Below are 20483 nucleotides of genomic sequence, written 5' to 3'. Positions count from 1 at the left end.
TAGAGTCTCCTAAAATTTGATTTGTTTTTTAAGCTTGATTAAATTATTTTATTTTAGGCTTTGGCGTTTCTGCATTATTTTTCAAGCCTTTGCCGCTTCCTTTTACCGCCGGGTTGGTATTCACCAACGGGACATGCTCAAGGCGCAACACCGCCCATCCGGCAAGCGCCGCCACTACGCCACCCACTACATAACCATCCCGTACTGAAGCACCCATAATAACCAGCGCAGCAACGCCCAACGCCCCGCTCGCCATCCAGATAACCAAAACCGCCTCGCGATTCGACAGCCCCAACACAACCAAACGGTGGGAAGTGTGGTCTTTGCCGCCTCGCATTATGGGCAACCTACGTCTGAGCCTCGATAAGGTTACAAGTGTTATGTCAAACAACGGCACACCTAGTATTAACACTGGAACCATCCATGTTACAAAATCGGTATTGGGAAAACGCAACTTGATGCCGCATGCCGCCAGCAAAAAGCCCATAAATAATGAACCGCTATCGCCCATAAATATTTGGTGAGGCGATTTCTGCGAGAATATCCCAAAATTATGATAAACAAAACCAGCGCTTGCACCCGCCAGCGTTGCTCCCAATGCCCCTACCAACCATTGCCCGCTCTGGTAAGCGGAGAGAAAGAAAAATGCGGCGGCGATTACGCTAACGCCGCCTGAAAGTCCATCCATATTGTCCAGAAAATTCATGGCATTAGTGATAGCCACTACCCACAGCAACGTAATCAATACATTTATTGCCGGAACACGAAACACCTCGATTTGTACACCGCTAATAATCAGCCACAAGCCCACGCCTAACTGCGCCAGCAGCTTTACTAGAGGAGATAAGCCATACTTGTCATCCAGAAATCCAGTAATACTCATCAAAGTTGCGCCAAACAAAATTGCGACTAACTGCGAAAAATAAAACGGCAGAATCCAGCTTGTCAAACCCAATAGTACCAGCGTAAAGGCTAGGTAGATTGCCACCCCACCTAATAAAGGTACGGGCGAGCTATGTATCTTGCGAAGACCGGGCGCATCTACAATCTCGGACTTTAGCGCAATCCGGCGCACTAAAGGAGTAAGCAGCAGCGCCAACAACAATGACCCCACGAACAAAGCCAGATAAAAAGCCATGCCCGGATTTTCGGGGGCAGACTGGGTTGTCGCCTGCTGATACATCATGCCTTGAAATAGTTGGATAGGAAGCCTTGAATTGTCGCTTTTGTGTCGGTGTTTTGCGACGAAAGGTCTAAAGCCTTCTGGTATTCTTTTTGTGCCTGATCGGTACGCCCGCTTTTCTGGTAGATTGCAGCAAGGTAAGCGTGTGTATAGGTGCTGGTAGCATCTAACTGGTTAGCCACAATTAGACGTTGTTCCGCCTCTTGTACCCGCTCAAGGTGGAACAGGTAAATCCCGGCAGTTTGATTATAATAGGCTTTATCCGAGTCAATAGGAGGGGTTGTCACATAGGGTCTGGATAGTTCCGAGCAAGAATTGGTAAATTGCCCGATTTGAGAAGATTGGATTGCAACAGAAGCAAGCGGCTTTAACAGGGTTTGAACCATCAACGCTTGATCAATTTGTTTGCTTTGCGCCATAATCTGGATTCGTTGCAAATAGCGTTGGTTATTGATTAATTCCTTTGGATTCAGGTCGGAGAGGTAGCCGAATTGGATTGCCGCATCATCATTGCGCCCCGCGCCAAGATAAATATCGCCCAGCACCCACCGCCCAAAGTCGTAACAACGGTCTATTTTCACCGACTCCTCACCTGTCTTGATAGCGCGTTCCTGTACTGCTTGATCAACTGTACCATCGGCAGCACGGCTGGAATTAATCAGGGCAATGGCATATTCCGAACGTACCCTCACATTGCGGGGGGCATATGCAATCGTTTTATCGTACCAATCAAGCTGTTTTGCAACCAATTCTTTACGTTTTGCTGGTTCATAAGTCACCCATGAACCGTACATACGCGCCAAGTTGGAATAATGGTCGGGATTGAGGGGGGCAAGGTCGCGAGCGCGAAGCAGTTCGCTTTCGGTTGCATGCAGGTAGCCAAGAATCTGGTTTTGAGCATTCGGGTCAGCTTGTTGGTTTGGGGTCTTTTTTTGCTGTTCAGCCTGTCGAACTTTATCGGCAAGCTCAATGTAGGCTTGTCCTAGAAAAAGCGCATAACGGTCTTCAGTAGGAGCGGCGCTGGCAGCCTGTTTGTAATAAAGGGCGGCTTCTTCGGGGCGTTTGGAGAAAAACAGGTTTTGCGCCTGCTTAAAAGCAACATCGGCGACTAGCGGCATCCAGTTGATAACAACCGAAAAATAGAAGGTAAGAACAATAACTGCCCCGCTTACCGTCCAGAACCATGACTTGAGGCTAGTCTCCGGCACGTTTAGCAGAGCGGTATCAAAATAGCCCTGCACGGAAGCCGCCGAAGAACCCCGAACAGGAGTGACCCGCGCCGGCGCAACGACTCGGTCACCTCCACGAGAGCGTTTCGAGCTTGCCGCAACCTTTTCAGCCACCTTCTCCTCCACCGGAGTAGGCGCATCCGCTTCCACGCTAGAGGCATAACTACCCTGCACCAACCCACCCAAGACTGCAAGCAACCCGGCAAACAGGAAAAACATCATGAAGCTACTGACCACTTGGATTCCGGTAAATATTTCCACCAGATGTGAAAGCATGCCAGCCATAAGGCATGCCAGCAAAACCCGGTATTCAAACCGGCGCGAACGGCGCAAGAATTTTACACCGTAATAGAAAAATAACAGCACAAATCCCAGATATGCCACAAATCCAAAGATACCGGTATTCACCAACGCATCGAGATAGGCATTATGCGAACGGTCAGGGATAGCGTTGCGGGCTTCAAACCAGCCCAATTCCGGCTGATAAAATTGTGGTGAGATGTAATACATGGATTCGGGTCCATGCCCAAGCAACAATCTCAAGGGGTCTTTGGCAGCAGTATCGCCTAGCAATTCAAAATCGGTCTGCCAGATTAAACGCCTAACCTTGCCTGTGCCGTCCTCTGTTTGCAAAAACTCGCCAAACCGGGCAATTTCCGGGTTCTTGCGAAGAGTGGAAAATACTGGCTCAAGCGGCGTTGAGCCTTGCGGAAGGTTAAAGAGCAGCAGCAATACCCCACCGACTATCCCTATCCCCAACCATCCCGCCAACCAACGCCAACGCTTATAGATAGCGAATAGGAGCGGAGGTAAAATATACAAGCCGACAAGCATACCGGCAAGCGGTCCACGACTTTTACTAAATACGATTACCGCGATTACCAAGCCGAGCAGCAAAATATAACAACCAAATTCCGCCAGCCGAAACAGAAAATTATTATCGGTATCCTTGCGCTTAACCGTAAACAGGAAGAATATACCAAAACTAAGCAGCAACGCCAATGGGAATGACCAAATTGGTCCAATAGAAGTACCACCCACAAGTTGATTGGAATTTCCGGCAGCAACTCCGGCTTGGTCAATCAACTGCTGTGTAGAATTCTGTGATGCTCCGGTGGTTTCAGGGCGGTAGTTAGCGTTCAGGTTGAGAATGACATAGAACAAGCCCAACTCAAAGATAAAGAAAAAAGCGTAAAGCCCAAACCAACTAAAGGCAACATTTCGAGCGCGTCCGTTAATAGAACGGCTTGAGGTGGAGCGGTTCTCCAACAACCAACGCCCGGTGGTAAGGATACGATACACCACGATTGGTACTACCATTATAAGGTAAGCCGATATAAAGATAGCGTTGCCCATCGTGCTGGTAACACGGAAAGTAGTATCACCTTGCCACGGTAGCGGGTCGGCTTTGTAGTGCTGCATCACCCCATAAATACTAACAGGCACGTTAGTTAGCAAGATAAAGCTGATAATGCGCTCTAGTTGGCGGCGTTCGCGCAGATTAAAGACTATAGCAAGGAAAAACACCACGTAGCTTAAAAAGGTATAAGTACCCTCTAAACGGTCGTAGCTGCCCCATAAGCTGACACCGGGAACTACCGAAATGAGGGTGGCAGAGATATAGGCAAAAGTCAGGATATAAGCAGGCAGTACAAGGGGGCGCGTGGCAATACGGCGAAACAAAGGACGGTTGTCAGATCCGATTACATCACCATCTGGCAGAAATTCCTCGTGGATGGGTCGAGAAGCCCGGCGTGGATTAGCGCGAGTCGCAACAGTTACATTCACGGAGGCACGCAACGCCACCACTTTGAGCAACCACGCCACGCCTATTACCAACACTAAAGAACGAAAAAGCGCGATTTTGTCAGGCTCAAAGACGCGGCTGGTATAGATGTTAAAATAAAGCGGAATTGACACCAACGCCAGAAGCCAGGTAATTTCCATCACCACATTGCAAACCTGGATTACGCGCCTTGTCATATAGTCTTAAGTTCCTCCCACAATTGCCCCTGTCCGGTAGCTTGATTGGAATGGCGGTGCGCCAAAAATTGTTCGAGCGTGCCGTTATGCACCGCATCTTTCCAGCCCTTCACATCCTTCAGCATTTCGATGGCGCTGTTACGCATAGAATCGCTGACAGGCAACCCGCCTAGCATCGCAGCTAATTCTTCGATAATAGCTTCGTATTCTAGCTGCCGTACAGTGGTAAGCGTGCGATCTTCTACTACCTTTTTCAATATATTGAAGTGCGAATCACCAAAAGCGGCAATCTGTGGCAAGTGAGTAATGCAAATTACCTGATGATTGTTTGAGTTGGTAAGTTGCCACAGCTTTTCGCCCACCACTTGACCGCTACGCCCACCCACGCCTACGTCCACCTCATCAAAAATCAGGGTGGGAACAGAATCTGCGCTTGCCAGAATAGATTTGAGCGCCAACATCAGGCGGCTGGTTTCACCACCGCTGGCAACCTTCTGAAGCGGTTTGGGAGGCTCACCGGGGTTAAGAGAGACATAAAATTCCACTCGGTCAACGCCATGCCCGTCAAAAGCAAAAAGCCCTTTGCGTCCATCGAGAAGCGTTACGGGCGCGCCAGAGGGGTCTTCCTTCTGAGTAATATTGACCTCAAAACGGGCGCGTAACAGCTTCAAATCACGTAGCGATTGCTCCACTTCTTGCGCCAGTTTGTCGGCAGAGGTGCGGCGAATTTTCGAGATTTCACCCGCCAACGTCCCAATTTGTTGCAACAGTTCTTGTTCTTGCACCTGCAACTCTACTAACCGCTCATCGCTGTGTGCAATTTGTTCCAGTTCGATAGCGGCTTTCTGACGGTATGCCAGTATTTCGGAAATACCGTTGCCGTATTTGCGCTTGAGGGCGCGAATCATTTCAAGCCGCTCTTCAATACCCTCCAAGCGTTTGGGGTCGTATTCCACTCGGTCACGGAAATCACGCATGGCATGCGCTACATCCTCCAATTTAATGGCGGCTTCCTGCACCGTTTCAAGGTGTTTGCCGACCTCAGCCTCAAACTTCAGCAAATCGCTCAGCAAACGCTCGATTTCAGCCAAAGCCGCGTGTACAGCCATTCCGCCACCACGCCCACGCTTGCCATAACCGCCTTCATCGCCGCCTTCTTCAAAGCCTTCGTACAGCAATTTATAGGCGCGATCGGAAACGGCAGTCAGTTTTTCCGCACTGTTCAGAATCTGCCGCTGCTTGAGCATTTCTTCTTCTTCGCCGGGCTGGAGGCGTGCCGCATCAAGCTCTTCAAGCTGAAATTTAAGCAAGTCAACCCGCCGAGCTATCGCGCGCTCATCTCGCTGCATCCCGTTGATGTCGCGCCGAACAGTGCGTAATTGCCCCACCAGTTCGCTCAAACGGACACGCCGTTGAATCACCCCCGCATATTGGTCGAGCAATTCCAGATGTTCGCTGACGCGCAATAGTGAGATATGCTCGGTTTGACCGTGAATATCCACCAACGCTTCGCCTACCTCGCGCAGTATGTCCTGCCGTACCGAACTACCGTTGATTCGGCAAACCGAACGCCCGCTCAGATTCACTTCACGGCTAAGGTTTAGGCGAAGGGTTTGGTGTGCATAATGTTCATCTTCCAGCAGATTTTCACGCTGTAGCAATTCCAGCAAGTGGCGAAATCGCTCATCCTCAAGCATTTTGTCGGACATTGCCAACTCGTAGTAGCCTTCTACCCGCGCCTGATTCTGCCCATGCCGAATAAATTCTGCGCCCGTTTTCGCGCCAAGAATTGCGCCCACCGCGTCAATGATGATAGATTTGCCCGCGCCCGTCTCCCCAGTAAGCGTATTAAAACCGGGCGAAAAACGCAACGAGAGGGAATCTATTATGGCAAAATTGGAGATATTTAGCTCTACCAGCATATATGTATATTACTCTAAATTCCGAACGCGTTTTCTAATAAAGCGTTTACATTTTATCATAACGCCAGCGAATCTCGCCAGCCCTCATGGAAATGCGCGTATGAAAGCAATAGCCCCTCGCGGATTCCGTAACGGCTTACCAACATACTATTCAGCTTGAATTTATCCATAATCGCATGGATTATCAGCGCGCCAGTAGAAAAAGTTTGGGCGCGGCTGGCTACGAGGTTATATTCCTGCGTGATTTGCTCGGATGACTTGGACATCGCTAGGTTAACCGCTCCCAATAGTTCGGGGGAGCGTAAAAACTCACCGCGTCGCCCACGATTGAAAAGGCGGGTAATAGCTTTGGCATTCCCGCCCGCCACTATCCCGAAATTAGGACCAAGCGGCAGATGGGGCCATTGGGCGGCTCCGAATATCTCACCGAGCTTGAACTGGGCAGCATGCACTTGCGCCTGCGTCAGAGGGTCTCCAGCGTTGCACAAAGCACGCAACTTGATTGAACCAACCGGCAACTTGATTATAGATTGAATTTGGTGGAAATTCACCACCACAATTTCGGTACTACCACCGCCCACATCCGCCATCACAAAGTGAGAGGGCAAATGCATATTGAAAGTTGCGCCCCTAAAGCTGAGGATTGCTTCTTCGGGCTGCGATAGCACATTGATATTAATGCCGAGTTCTTCGCGGGCGCGTTGCACCAATTTGATAGAATTGCGAGCAGCGCGTAACGGCTCGGTTCCAGTCACTACCAAATGGGCGTTGCGGTTCTCGGAAAGCTGGCGATAGTTTTTTAGAAGGTTCATGGTTAATTCCAGCTTAGAGGACGAAATTTCACCGTGATAGCTTACGTCATCTCCAAGACGCGCCATTTCTTTCTGGTCTTCCAGAATTTCGATTTCGGTGCCATCGGTGCGAGCTATAACAAGATGTACCGTATTACTGCCAATATCAACTGCACCAACTGTAACCGCTTCAGCAATCTTCATCGGTTTGCGGTAGTCCCCCCTCTTCTCAATAGCTGCGTTCTGATATGCGAGGCTTACGACAGGTATTGATTATAAAGCCTGAGTTAACTAATCGCAATTCAGCGGGGTTAGCATTTAGGTCTAGCCAAAACTGAATCTTTTTTCAAGACGAATTAGAAACTTCCACGCCACCTATACGTAATCTATATGTGCTTTTGCCCTCTCAAAATCGGTATCAGCATATAATATTGAAACTTAGCATATTAAAATGACCTTATTAAGAAAATTTAGATAGAAACCTGATAAAAAAATGGCAACAAGAATAGAAAAGCGCGAGTTGCGCGATATAGTGGATAGAAAAGCACAGACGCGCCCACGCCCCCAGCGTAACGAACTGCTACGCTTGCTGGCTTTCGCCAAACCATATTGGCTGTGGTTGGTGGTAGCAGCGATTGCGATGTTAATCGGGAGTGTGATGGGTTTGGCATTACCGGCAATGGCTGGCAGTTTGATAGATACCGTTTTTGTTAAAGCCGATCGCAACGGTCTTAACAACATCACTATGATTCTGCTGCTGGTATTCGCCTTTCAAGCGTTTTTCATCTTCCTGCAAAGTTATCTGCTAAACAACGCGGGTGAGCGTATCGTCAACGACCTACGGGTAAAGCTCTACAGTCACCTGCAAACTCTATCACTCGGCTTCTTCAACGAACGGCGCACCGGCGAACTTATGAGCCGCCTAACCAATGATGTGACGATGGTTCAGAACGCCGTCACTACCAATTTGATAAGCGCAGCGCAAAGCCTTCTGACTTTAATAGGCGCGATTGTCATGATTGTCACGCGAGATTGGCGCATGACGCTGCTTATATTGGCGTTAATACCGATACTAACTGTCGTTGCTATAACTGTGGGCAAGCGCATCCGCTTTCATTCTAATGAAGTGCAGAAGCATCTAGGTGAGACCACCACGATTCTAGAAGAGACTATCAGCAACCAAAAAACCGTGATGGCTTTTACCCGTGAGAACTACGAAATAGACCGCTACAAGAGCGGAATCGGTCTGGTGTACGCCGCTGCCATGCGCCGTATCCGTTTGCAGAGCGGTTTTGTGGCGTTGATTACCTTCCTGAGTTTCAGCGCCATTATTGTAGTGCTGTGGTTTGGCGGTCAGCAGGTGTTGGATGGACATCTGACTCCCGGCGAACTGGTTTCAATCCTGATTTATATGGGCGTAGTAGCCGGTCCCATCGGCACACTTACCGGGCTATTCAGCGAGTTCCAGAAAGCGTTGGGTGGAGCAGAACGTATCTTCAATCTACTTGATGAGCCCGCCGCTGTAACCAATTTGCCGAACGCAAAACCGCTAACACAAGGCACAGGAGACATGCGCTTTGAGGAAGTCTTTTTCGATTATGACGAGCGCAGCAGTGTATTACGCGGGGTAAGTTTTGAAGCAAAACAAGGGCAAGTGGTAGCGTTGGTTGGACCAAGCGGCGCGGGTAAAACCACTATCGCCAACCTGATACCGCGCTTCTATGACCCAAAAGCGGGGCGTATCACGCTGGATGGACATGATATTCGGGACGTAACGCTGAAAAGCTTGCGCGAACAAATCGGGATAGTACCGCAAGAACCTGTATTATTCGGCGCTACCATTTTTCAGAACATTGCTTATGGACGATTAGAAGCGAACCGCGCAGAAATCGAAGAAGCGGCGCGAGGGGCTAACGCTCACCAGTTTATTGAGAAATTACCTGACGGCTATGAAACGCTGGTAGGGGAAAGAGGGGTAAAACTATCAGGGGGTCAACGCCAGCGCATCGCCATTGCCCGAGCCATCCTACGCAACCCTCGTATCCTGATTCTGGATGAAGCCACCAGCTCGCTGGATAATGAGAGCGAGAGCCTAGTGCAAGATGCGCTTGACCGCTTGATGAAAGACCGCACCACCATTGTGATTGCACACCGTCTTACCACTATCGAGAAGGCAGATAAAATAGTGGTGATGGATAAAGGCGAACTGGTGGAAGAAGGCACACATGAAAATTTGATAGAGCGACAAGGTTTGTATTACCGCCTCTATACCCGTAATTTTCAGGACGAATGAAAATAAAAAAGCCTCTCTGGAAACTAGGAGAGGCTATGAAGAATGCGTGGGAAAAATACAGGAAAAAAGTTATGGAGATAGAATATTAATTTTACAGTAAAATAAAAGAGCGTGAAAGACTAGGACATTGCTGTGACCGAATTAGATATAGCTAGATTTGTGCTGCGACTTGACTAAGAATATATAATGACTAGGTTGGTGGGTGTGACGTTACTTCATTAATTGCTATGACGTTATGCGATTTTGAGTATGACGGTGCTAAAGCTGTAGTAAAACGTAGTGCTACATATGTGCCAATTTTTAATAAGACGATGTTGCGACTAATAACGACGTAATTTAGATAGTTGCTATGACAGATTTGAATAAAAACGTTAGTGTGACGGTTAGGACTACAATTGCGTTTGTTACATTACATTCACGCTCTTTTATTTACTGACACTCTTAATTTAGCAAAGAAACATTACGAAAAACATTACTTTAGTACCAAAATACATTAAATAATTTTTATGCCTGATAACACATCTCTCCTACTTGCAACAAAAAATCTTTATAAGAGCTATGCTTCCGATGAAGGAATATTGAATATTCTCTCTGGAGGTAAGCGGATTCCCGCTCTCAACGGTGTTTCACTGGAAATCAACGAAGGAGAAATCCTCGGCTTAACCGGAGAAAGCGGTAGCGGCAAAAGCGCTCTAGGTAGAATCATTGCCGGACTGGATAAACCAGATCGTGGCGTTGTAATGTTCATGGGTAAGCCCTTGAGCGGGCTGAGCGAAGCCGAAGTCAACAAGGCGCGTCGCTACCTTCGCTTTATCTCCGAAGATAATTTCAGCGGGATGAACCAAATTGCCAAAAATCGTTTGGACAACTTACTGTACGAGATGGTAGATCGCTATTCCGGAGCAGATGGGAAAGCAGAAGCACGCGCCTTTGCCAATGAACTAATTGACAAGTTCGGTATCCCCGAAGAATTTTTGAGCCGTTACCCAAATCAAATAAGCGGTGGACAACGGCAACGCTACGCCATCGCTCGCGCTCTTGCCACCCGCCCCCGCCTTGTGGTAGCAGATGAACCAGTCAGCAATCTAGATTTGAATACCCGTACTGAAATTCTGAATAAAATGTTGGAAGTCGGGCGCAAGTTTGGTACTGCTTTCCTATTTATCTCTCATAATCTTTCTATGGTGCGCTACTTCGCCGCTAAAGGGCGTACCGCCATAATGTTTGGCGGGCGTATCATGGAAATCGTGCCAACCGAACGCCTATTTGAGTTTTCCGCACACCCCTACACCCGCACCTTACTTGAAATTAACCCTTCCCCCAGCCCATTGCCCGGCGCAGCCCTCGACCCGGCGCAAGCCTTGTCTGAATATGAGCATTTTCGGGAAAATGACCCGGTTCTTTCAACTATGGAATCAGAAGCCAGCAGCCTGAGCTTTCAAAGTAAGGATGCGGCAGTTGCCCAACTAGCCGCCGCCAAGCAACCCGGCTGCGTTTTCTATCGCTGGTGTGCCGAAAGAGTTGAGGAATGTCACAAGGTATCCCCACCGCTAACTCCACGCACTTTTAAGCGTGACAATACCGGCATGCCAGTACCACTTTCTGAAGAAGAAGCCGACCCTCACCATCTAGTAGCATGTTTGCGCTACGGCAAGGAGCAGAGAAGCCTGTAATTGACCGAGTATTTGAACTTATCAAAGCGAACGGAACACACCGCTAAGCTTTGGTAAAATCGTGTTGAGGATACCCTAATTCTCAACTCGTCAAAACCGTGTAGTAACACCTCTTTTTCACGGCTTGCCCTTTGATTCACGGTTTGTTACAATTAGCAGACTTACAATTAAAGGAGACGTGGCTTGAATATCATCTCCCGGCTATCCGGCGTAACCCTCAAAATCATTTTCGGTCTAATAATGATAGTGGTGGTGGTAATAGCCGGCTTCGGCGTATATTTCTTTATGGAAGTAGGCTCACGCCCAAGCGCCAGTGCTGATGTAGTACCTTTTAACATCAACGTTGGTGAGAGTTTCAGCCAAGTTACTGGGGATTTATACGATGCCAAGTTGGTGCGTAATACCTTTGTCTTCAGAGTACGCGCCCGTATGTTAGGCGCAGAAGAACGCATGCAATCAGGCTATTTCTACCTACGGCGTGATATGACGATGGATGAAATCCTCGAAACTATCACCAGCGCCCGTCTGGTAGAACGGCAAGTCACTATCCCGGAAGGCTGGCGATTGGAACAAATTGCCACCCGTCTTGAAGAAAAAGGCTGGAACAAAGAAAAGTTTAGCCAGCTTGTCAAAAAAGGCGATTACCAGTTTGGCTTTCTGGACGATAAGCCACCCGGCGCTTCGGTAGAAGGTTTCCTGTTTCCCGATACGTACCGCATACCCGCCAGTTATACCGAAGATGACATTATCATTATGATGCTCAAACGCTTCGGCGACCAATATAACGCAACCTTGCGCGACAAGGCGCGTGCTGGTATCGGCATCTACAAAGTAGTAACAATGGCTTCGCTGATAGAACGTGAAGCGGTAGTAGCGCCCGAACGCCCGATAATTGCCAGCGTGTTTTACAATCGCCTTAACAAGAGCATGATGTTACAATCCGACCCCACCGCTCAGTGGGCGCGTGACACCGAAAACGCCCGAACTAATCTGAATTTTAGCAAATGGTGGGATAAACCTGCACTCAAAGACCTTGAAATAGACTCGCCCTATAATACTTACAAAGCAAAGGCTTTACCACCCGGACCAATCTGTAATCCGGGCTTGGCTTCACTCAGCGCCGCCACCGAACCTGCAACCACCGATTATTATTATTTTGTGGCTACAGGTGATAAGGAAGGCACACATGATTTCTCACGCACTTACGAAGAACACGCTGCTAAAGTAAAGAAGTATAGCAATTAACCATACATGGAAAAACCGAAATTATAAAAAACATCAGGACTTTCGCCCGGAACAGTAAAAATATCTCCGGGATAGAGACAAAGGATGTAAGCCCTTTTCTCGAAACGAAAGCCCTAAAGCTGAAACATTAGGTGAGCAAATGACCCAGATGCCGGAAACAACCAAACGTCTTTATCGTGCTGATGGAACACCCCGCCCGGTCGGTGTCATCGGGTATCCCGTCAGCCACTCGCGTTCGCCCCAATTCCAGAACGCTGCTTTCGAATATTACAACTTACCGCATCGCTATGAAAAATGGGAAGTAGCGCCGGAAAATTTGGCAACTTTTCTGCAAGAAATGAAGAGTCAGGATTTTCTGGGCTTAAACGTTACCATCCCACATAAGGAAAGTGTGCTTGCCCATCTGGAAACCGGAACTCCAGAAGCGGGCGATGTGGGCGCAGCAAATACTTTGTTCCTACATGAAGACCAATACCTAGCAGGACACAATACTGACGTGGGAGGCTTCCTGCAAGCCCTGAAAGAGGAAGGTTGCGAAGTAGCTGGTATTAGGGCTATGGTGCTTGGTGCTGGAGGGGCAGCTCGTGCGATAGTTTACGCATTGGCAAGAGCGGGCGCGATAGAAATCTCGATAGCAAACCGCACTATCGAACGCGCCGCCGAGCTATCCGACCATTTCACGGAACAGTTCCCTAATTGTCATATTTTCCCCTTGCCGTTTGACTCGGCGGGCTGGCCCCCCAACCGCAACCCCCGCAACTTGATTGTGAATACCACTTCTTTTGGCTTAAAACCCGAAGATAAGGATAAACCTTTCCCCTTTACCGCGTGGCAATTGAGTGGGCATCATCCCGATAGATTGACCTATTTCTTTGATTTGGTTTATGGAGATACCCCGTTCCTGAAGCAAGCTCGTAGCGAGAAAGCGCAACACCTGATAGACGGTACCACTATGTTGGTATATCAAGGTGCGCTCAGTTTTGAACTTTGGACGGGCTTGCCCGCACCCCGCGAGGTTATGTTCGCGGCGGTACAAGCTTCACAGTAAACAGGCTCAATTTGGAGATTCTGGCTTACATAGTGTGCGGTCTCGCCGGATTAGGCGCAGGTTGGGTAGCCAATATTGTGGCTAATCGCTTCCCGATTGAAGAGCGTGCGCTTTTTGCCCCCCTGCGCTGTATGAAGGGGGGCGAACCTCTACACTGGTATGACCATTTCCCACTGTTCGGCTTTTTTCTCCAAAAAGGCATTTGCCGCCACTGCGGTAAGAAATTGCCGCTCCGCTTCCCGCTACTCGAATTGTTACTGGTCGCATGCTTTGTCGCTGCATGGGCGCGTTTTCAGAATGCCCCGCTCTATATTTATGCTATTAACGCCTTCTATATTACTTTAATGGTGGTGGTCGGCGCAATTGACCTGCGTCACCGACTGATATTTCCCGCCATGATTTATCTCGGCTGTTTAGTGGCAATCCTAACCGGCATCCTAAGCGGTTCACACCAAGACAAGCTATTGCCGGACGGAATCGGAAGCGGGATATTGGGCGCACTTTTCTGTGGCGTGACTTTCCAAATGCTCTATTGGCTGGCAATCGCGATATATCGAGTCAGGGCGTTAGGTTTTGGCGATGTACTGCTGGCAGCCCTAATGGGCTTTATACTCGGCTTTCCCAGTTCGGTTGCCGCCCTTTTTATGGGCGCGGTACTTAATGGAATCGCCGCAGGGTTAGTGATGCTCCTCCACAAAAAGGGGAGGCGGGAATTCATTCCATACGGCACTACCCTATGCCTTGCTACTATGCTCTCGATAATATTCGGCGAAAGTGTCTGGCGTTGGGGACCTTTAGGCATACTCACCGATTTGCTTGGCTTACTTTTTGAAATAATCTTCCGCTTTATGCTCAATATACTCGGCGTGCAGGTGAGTTAATTTAGTCATACCATGTTAATCGCTGAAAACACATAGATGCCAACTTCTGTCTATTTGCCTATCAATGTTCTATTTTGTACAAACGCGAACTTAGAGAAAGATACGTTATCCAACTTGACGTGGTACTGCGTTGTGTAATTAAACTCAAAAGGAGAAAGCGATGACAGATACTGCTAGTAATCTAAGGCTGCGCCCTACTCTGGAAAGCGACCTTGAGTTCGTTTTGGCTGCGGAGCAGGACGAAAATAACAGCCCTTATATCGGTCAGTGGAGCAGGCAACAACATCTGGATACTTTTACAAATCCCGACTTTTTGCATCTGGTAGCAGAGAATACAGCAGAAAACCGACAAATAGGGTACGTTATTCTACAAGATATTAATAGTCCCGACTTGAGTTTACAGCTTCGTCGAATCGTCGTCACAGAAAAAAGTAAGGGCTACGGTACAGAAGTGTTAAGGCAGGTTAAGAGACTAGCGTTTAAGCAACTGAGTGTGCATCGCCTTTGGCTGGATGTAAAAAGCAATAACGAAAGAGCGCGTCGGGTTTATTTGGCACAGGGCTTTGTGGAGGAAGGCATCCTCCGCGAGTGTGTAAAAACCGGCGAGTGTTTTGAATCATTGATAATTATGTCGTTATTGCGACAGGAGTATAACGCATAGTCTTACGCTAATCATGAGTACTTTTATGCAGAAAATCCAGACCAATGGGACAAAACAAAAAATTAAACATTCGGCTGGCTTCCCATGCCGATGCCGATTTGGTTGGAGAACTGAGCAACCGCAGCCTTGCTGAAATCGCGGCAGCAGGTGGTAGCTCACAAGATAAAGAAGCCTATTATGAGGCTTGTTTAGACAGTGATAAGCGTCGCAACGAACTCGCTAACCCACACCAGTTTTTTCTTCTGGCAGAAGTCAAACAAGGACCGGTTGGATATGCCAAATTACGCGCCAACTACCCAACCGTCAAAATCAATTGCCAACGTCCGGCTGAATTAGTGCGGCTGTATGTGCGGCGAGAACTGACCGGTATGGGGGTGGGAGCCGCCTTGTTGCAATCGCTGTTGAAAGAAGCCGAAAACAGGGGCTTCGACACAATATGGCTGACGGTGTGGGAAAATAATTACGGTGCGCGTGCTTTTTACCGACAGTTTGGTTTTGTAGAAGCGGGAACGCAGGTTCAAAGTTCAGGTGACAATAAGCAGTATGATTTATTGCTCTACCGTTCTATTCCGTGGCGTGCGCCCCAACAATAACGCATGTTTTAAGAAAGATTTCAGGCAAAACCCGAAGAGAGTTACCAACCTCTCTTTTCTCTACCACAGTTTGATGGCAACTATTATATGAGCCTCACCTTGCTCATCCTCGAACATCTCATCACGCCGCAACAACCCAACCTCACGCAATAGCAAATCAAAGCGAGCGTAACCCGTATTATCGGAAGGTCTGCCTCCGAAGCCTAGCGCTCGCGTATAGAACCACAATAGGAAGCGAGCGCGCCGATTAAAGGGGCGCAGTTGGGCAGTATCTAAAATAATCAGCTTACCGCCCGGATATAGCACCCGCACGACTTCCAAGAGAGCATTAGGTTCCCTTATATAAGAAGTAGGAAAGGTACACACCACTGATGTAAAAGTCTCATCTGGAAAGGGTAGTTTATGGGCTTTGGCAAGCGCGAGAGCCGGAGTTTTGCCAGCCGCACTTATCTTGCGATGTGCCTGTTTCAGCATCGGCGCACTGGCATCTACACCGATTGTAGTACAGCCCCATTTTAGCAGTTCGAGGTATAACGTGCCGGTTCCACAACCAAGGTCAAGCACTTGCTTACCAACCAAGCGCGGCAAAACCGCCCGCTGCCATTTAGCCCACTGACCAAGAAAAGCGGTTTCGGCGATTTTATCGTACAAGGGGGCAAGCGGATAATATAGCGCCTGAAACGCCAACCTAAGTAAGCGCAAGACTAGCAGGCGCATAAACCGGATAGGTAGCAATAGCGTTTTAAGCATTCCTACCAGTTATCACCGCTGTAGCGTTCTTCTTTCCACGGGTCGGCACTGTTGCTGTAACCGTTTCGCTCCCAGAAACCGAGCTTATCCTCAGTCATAAACTCCAAACCGCGCAACCATTTCGCGCTTTTCCAGAAATATTTCTTGGGAACGAGCAAGCGCAAGGGGTAGCCATGGTCGCGGGCGAGCGGCTTGCGGTCGAAGCTATGCGCCAGCATCACATCGTCATCAAGAAAGACTTCGAGCGGTATATTGGCAGTAAAGCCGTGTTCGGCATGCGCCAATACAAAGTAGGATTCAGGTTTTAGCTTGACGTTTTTCATCAAATCTTTGACCAACACGCCCGTCCAAACCGTATCAAGCTTACTCCAGCGCGTTACACAGTGAATATCGGTAGTGATTTCACTCTGTGGCAACGCCATAATTTCATCCCAACTAAAGCGTAGCGGTTCTTCGACAGTACCGAATATTTTAAAATCCCACTTTGCCAAATCGGTAAAGGGAACCGGACCATAGTGCAGAACCGGGAAGCTATTGGTAAGAGACTGACCCGGAGGTACGCGCTTTGACATATCCGGGTCAGATTTTTTAAAGAATTGAAAAGCCATTTATTTTTAAAACCTCCGATTTAAAACTTTAGCCAAAGAAAAAGCTCCACCAACTATCCCAACCGGTTTTGCTTTTCTGCTCCAGAGGAGGGGCATTTACCTTTTGCCCTACAGGAGCCTGACCGGGACGAATCGCCGCTCCGTTAGCGCCCTGCTGCACAGGTAATATTACAGTCTCATCGGGTCTAGCTAGACCCAATGCTTGCCTTGCTACCAATTCTACGTAAAGCATGTACCCCGGTCCCTGTAAAAATTCAAGTTGCTGCTTGAGTTGCGTGTTACGCTCTTCGTATAAAGCCAATTCCGCTTTCTTTTGGTCGCTCTGTTCGCGCATCTCGCGGATGCGGAAGGATTGACCGATATAAATTGCCACGAAAGCGAAAGCCACTACGAGCAGCCCGATGATAATTAACCGCGAACTCAGTTTAGCTACTAGGGGGCTTAGTCGGGTCATTTTACTTGCCTTTTACCTGCATTAATGATGAGTTTGCCAGTACGCCCATTTTAGGGTTATAGGTTGATTATGTCAACGGGAAAAATATTATTAAATTTTTAATTGGCTATCAGGTTTTCTTGTCACAATCTTGAATTTCAAAAGGGGAAAGCAAATGACAACAGGCGAAAACTAGAGGTGTCTTAGTTTGGGTTGAGCAATTATGTACAACGATAGGCGAGAAATAGCACATAAAAGTAACAGGAAAGGGCTGGCTAATACTTTGGTTATAGCTAATAACCAGCCCTCCGGAAACTTAAGATTAAATTATTGGCGCAGTCTAGTTATCTCCGGTTTGCTCTTTGCGAAGCCGCACGCCCATTTCAATCAACAGGTTGCCGATATCTTTGGTGTTGAGCTTTTCAAAAAAGAGCGTTTCAACCTGTGCGCTAAGGTCACGCCGCAAGGTGTTGATACCTTCCTGCAAGTGCCGCTCAATAATGCTGATTTTTTCCAGCAATTCGCGGCGATAGCTCTGCAAGCGGGCTTCGAGGGCTTCAAAATCCTGCTTGGTGCGCTCTTCCAAAGAGTTGTAATTATTTTCTAACGCTGCCTGTGCATCTTGCTGTCTGGAGGCAGATGTCCGAAACTCTTCGTAAATAGCTTCGAGCCGCGCATCAAAGACCTTGAAGCGTCGCTCAGCTTCTCGTTGCTGCGAGCCATAAATAATACCACGTAAGGTTTCTATCTCCTTATCGCGACTAGCTTGCGCATCCTGTTCGAGATCATCATTTCCGTTCAGGTTTTGGTTGAGACTGGAATCAATCATCTTGGGTTTTACCTCCGCTACAATATTATTAACCTTGTTTCCGTTCGTTTCTTCACCGATGCTAACTTTTTTGTCTTGCTTATTATCGGTAGCCGCCTCTTGCTGTTTAGGGGAGTTGGCTTGTGTAACTTCTGATTTTTTTACAACTTGGCTCACCAACTTTTCAGTCGAAGTAGCCTCATTTATTTTTTCTTCCTTAGAAGCAGTTAATTTGGTAACAGGTTGGGTTGCTTCCTGTTCCGTAATTACTACCTGCTTTTCAGGCACATCTTCCGCTTCATCGGGGGTTTGATCCGCTTCGACCGCGCCATCCAAATCAATTAACTTTAACTGATCTAGACTTGCATCCTCAAGAACTTCAGTTACTGCATTTAGTTGTTCAGATTCAGTATCCTCAGGCTTCTCTTTTAAATTATTAACTTCCGTTTTGGCATCTTCACTCATATATCCTCCAACTAGAAAGGATTGTTTCCTTTTGCAGCAAGAACCGGGACAATTATACAAGACTTTCTCTAAAAGTAAAAAAAAGAACCTGAAATTGAGGTGACCGACTCTGACACTTTTAAGATTTTATTCGGGTTAAGGGTTACTCTTTCCTTCTATTTGTCCAATTCCATTGGGCGCAAGCATACTCTCTAGGATGTAGTTTATTTTATCATAATGTTGGGGAAAAAACTGAATCTTTAAAATATTGCCTAGTGCAGTTATAAAGTCGGTATTTCCTACATCCGCCCCAAACATTAAGCCGCCCAAACACGGGCGTATTTGTGCGAGAGGGTTTCACCCTCGACATATCTCTTATTTTACAGTCCGATAATTCGAATATCGGATATACCAACTCCACCCGATACTATTCCGATTTTACCAACGGTAACTCCCGGAGGCAAATCTGTTTTGAACAATTTGTAATTATTGTTGCTGGTATAAATATAAAGGGCATTAGCTTTAATCTGAATTATGATGGGTTTGGCATAACGTGTATCCTCGTTACAATAAGTATAGTTTGTTGTAACGCTGGTGGATAAAGCTGGTTTGCCATCAATTTTGGTATTTATATCATATAACGAACAGTTAAAGAAAGAAATGCTGATATAGCTTTTGGAAGCGGCGAGCGTCCCATTAGTAGGTTCGCCGTTTACCTCGAAGTATATTCCAAGCGATTTGGTAAGGGCGAATGATTCCGTAACCAGCGCTAATTCATAATTCTGAACCGCACCTATATCTAGCAGCAGCGTACCGGGGCGATTATCTATTGTCTTGAATATGCCGTTTACTACGTTCCACTTGTTATCGAACATTTTCCATTTGGGGTTGTAGTTAGGCGTGAAGCTATCCCTGAATAAAACTGGCAAAGTGGTTATAAGCTCTTGCCCTAGATGCGGTTGCGAGACATCATTAGTAGAAGCTTGTATATTTAAACTGCTTACCAGTGTAGTAATGGATGAATTGGCGGGGGCAGGGGTATTGGGAACTAGCCTTACCGTATTAATCGGCGCTTTTGAGAAGCTTACCAGCAATATCAACAATATAATCGCAGATAACAGGATGAGAATTTTAATAAACAGCGATAACGAGCGCAATTTGTACTTAGCTTTTTGTTCGGGCTTTTCAACTTCAGTTACACCCGGATGTTGCAGAACGAGCGGCACCTCAATTTGAGCAACCCTAGTAGTTTTAGTTTTTAGCTCGCTGGCGTTGCTATTGTAAGGCAAAGGCAAGCTATTTAGTATCGGTGTAGCATTCTTAATCTCCAACGGTTTCGTTTCGGGCGCGATATTTGCGCTCATCAGCGGCTCTAAGGTAGGCACAGACAGTTTTTCCACTACCGTTGGAGCGATTTCCGAAGCGTTTTTCGCCAACGCTTCATATAGGTCAGCATCATCCAGTTCTATAATCGGTTCGTTACTTGCCGCTTCTACTTCTAGCTCATGAGTTAAAATTTCTTCTGCCGCTACTTCTGGTTCTAGCGTTGCAGCTTCTTCCACTGCTGCAACTCTCGACCCTAGCTCAGGTTCTATCAGAGCTACCGCTTCTATTTCCGGTTCTAGCTCAGGCTCTACAACTTCTTCCGACTTCACCGTTATAACCGCTATTTGTCGCTCTAACTCTGCCAGTTCTGCCGCTTCCAAAGCCAACCTCGCGGCTTCCGCCTTTTCCGCGGCTATTTCTCGCTCTAACTCTGCAAAAAAAGCTTCTTCCTCTGTAAGTTCAACCGATTCTACTTCCGCTTCTAGCTCAGGCTCTACAACTTCTTCCGCCGATTCTACTTCCGCTTCTAGCTCAAGCTCTACAACTTCTTCTGCCGCTTCTACTTCCGCTTCTAGCTCAGGCTCTACAACTTCTTCTGCCGCCGATTCTATT

At 47.6% G+C, this 20483-nt stretch carries 16 protein-coding genes; 7 read left to right on the top strand and 9 right to left on the bottom strand.

From position 1 onward, the window contains the following. Window positions 1–43 precede the first annotated feature (43 nt). The 4 genes from WCK19_RS11225 to WCK19_RS11210 are packed head-to-tail and all read right to left on the bottom strand — an operon-like array spanning window position 44 to window position 7312. Window positions 44–1186: an MraY family glycosyltransferase gene (locus WCK19_RS11225; protein ID WP_342397471.1), complete on the bottom strand. Its 1143-nt coding sequence runs from the start codon at window positions 1184–1186 to the stop codon at window positions 44–46. Beyond that, window positions 1183–4395, bottom strand: coding sequence for an O-antigen ligase family protein (locus WCK19_RS11220; protein ID WP_342397470.1), 3213 nt, complete (start codon window positions 4393–4395; stop codon window positions 1183–1185). Before WCK19_RS11220 ends, WCK19_RS11225 begins: the two co-directional genes overlap by 4 nt. Continuing rightward, window positions 4392–6317, bottom strand: a complete 1926-nt coding sequence (gene recN, locus WCK19_RS11215; RefSeq protein WP_342397469.1) for a DNA repair protein RecN — start codon at window positions 6315–6317, stop codon at window positions 4392–4394. Before recN ends, WCK19_RS11220 begins: the two co-directional genes overlap by 4 nt. A gap of 56 nt (window positions 6318–6373) precedes the next feature. Next, entirely contained in the window at window positions 6374–7312 is a 939-nt protein-coding gene (locus tag WCK19_RS11210) for a hypothetical protein (RefSeq protein WP_342397468.1), read from the bottom strand. A gap of 289 nt (window positions 7313–7601) precedes the next feature. Between WCK19_RS11210 and WCK19_RS11205 the strand changes: the two genes are divergently transcribed. The 7 genes from WCK19_RS11205 to WCK19_RS11175 all read left to right on the top strand — a co-directional run bounded on the left by WCK19_RS11205 (window position 7602) and on the right by WCK19_RS11175 (window position 15502). Beyond that, the gene (locus WCK19_RS11205) at window positions 7602–9401 is read left to right on the top strand and encodes an ABC transporter ATP-binding protein (RefSeq protein ID WP_342397467.1); all 1800 of its coding nucleotides are present in this window, start codon (window positions 7602–7604) and stop codon (window positions 9399–9401) included. A gap of 578 nt (window positions 9402–9979) precedes the next feature. Beyond that, complete coding sequence (locus WCK19_RS11200; protein ID WP_342397466.1) at window positions 9980–11074, top strand: ABC transporter ATP-binding protein; 1095 nt, start codon at window positions 9980–9982, stop codon at window positions 11072–11074. Window positions 11075–11257: 183 nt separating this feature from the next. After that, a complete protein-coding gene (gene mltG / locus WCK19_RS11195; RefSeq protein ID WP_342397465.1) occupies window positions 11258–12319 on the top strand; it encodes an endolytic transglycosylase MltG in 1062 nt (353 codons plus the stop codon). Between the two features lie 139 nt (window positions 12320–12458). Next, window positions 12459–13367, top strand: coding sequence for a shikimate dehydrogenase (aroE, locus tag WCK19_RS11190; protein WP_342397464.1), 909 nt, complete (start codon window positions 12459–12461; stop codon window positions 13365–13367). Further along, window positions 13307–14248, top strand: coding sequence for an A24 family peptidase (locus WCK19_RS11185; protein WP_342397463.1), 942 nt, complete (start codon window positions 13307–13309; stop codon window positions 14246–14248). Before aroE ends, WCK19_RS11185 begins: the two co-directional genes overlap by 61 nt. Before the next feature lie 160 nt (window positions 14249–14408). Then, a complete protein-coding gene (locus WCK19_RS11180) occupies window positions 14409–14909 on the top strand; it encodes a GNAT family protein (RefSeq protein WP_342397462.1) in 501 nt (166 codons plus the stop codon). A gap of 44 nt (window positions 14910–14953) precedes the next feature. Further along, window positions 14954–15502 (top strand): GNAT family N-acetyltransferase, encoded by a 549-nt coding sequence (locus WCK19_RS11175; RefSeq protein ID WP_342397461.1) that lies wholly within the window; start codon window positions 14954–14956, stop codon window positions 15500–15502. Window positions 15503–15562: 60 nt separating this feature from the next. On the opposite strand, the gene WCK19_RS11170 is transcribed toward WCK19_RS11175, so the two are convergent. From WCK19_RS11170 to WCK19_RS11150, 5 genes are all read right to left on the bottom strand, one after another. After that, complete coding sequence (locus tag WCK19_RS11170; RefSeq protein WP_342397460.1) at window positions 15563–16252, bottom strand: class I SAM-dependent methyltransferase; 690 nt, start codon at window positions 16250–16252, stop codon at window positions 15563–15565. Between the two features lie 2 nt (window positions 16253–16254). Further along, window positions 16255–16860: a sulfite oxidase-like oxidoreductase gene (locus tag WCK19_RS11165; RefSeq protein WP_342397459.1), complete on the bottom strand. Its 606-nt coding sequence runs from the start codon at window positions 16858–16860 to the stop codon at window positions 16255–16257. Between the two features lie 28 nt (window positions 16861–16888). Then, the gene (locus WCK19_RS11160) at window positions 16889–17314 is read right to left on the bottom strand and encodes a septum formation initiator family protein (RefSeq protein ID WP_342397458.1); all 426 of its coding nucleotides are present in this window, start codon (window positions 17312–17314) and stop codon (window positions 16889–16891) included. A 319-nt stretch (window positions 17315–17633) separates the two neighbouring features. Beyond that, window positions 17634–18566: a hypothetical protein gene (locus WCK19_RS11155; protein ID WP_342397457.1), complete on the bottom strand. Its 933-nt coding sequence runs from the start codon at window positions 18564–18566 to the stop codon at window positions 17634–17636. A 359-nt stretch (window positions 18567–18925) separates the two neighbouring features. Then, a partial coding sequence (locus WCK19_RS11150) for a hypothetical protein (protein ID WP_342397456.1) occupies window positions 18926–20483 on the bottom strand: 1558 nt, incomplete at its 5' end.

Origin of the sequence: Candidatus Chlorohelix sp. (assembly GCF_037138995.1) — a bacterium.
Lineage (GTDB): Bacteria > Chloroflexota > Chloroflexia > Chloroheliales > Chloroheliaceae > Chlorohelix.
Note: the sequence above shows the minus strand (reverse complement) of the source record. Positions and strands in the feature narration are given on the sequence as shown.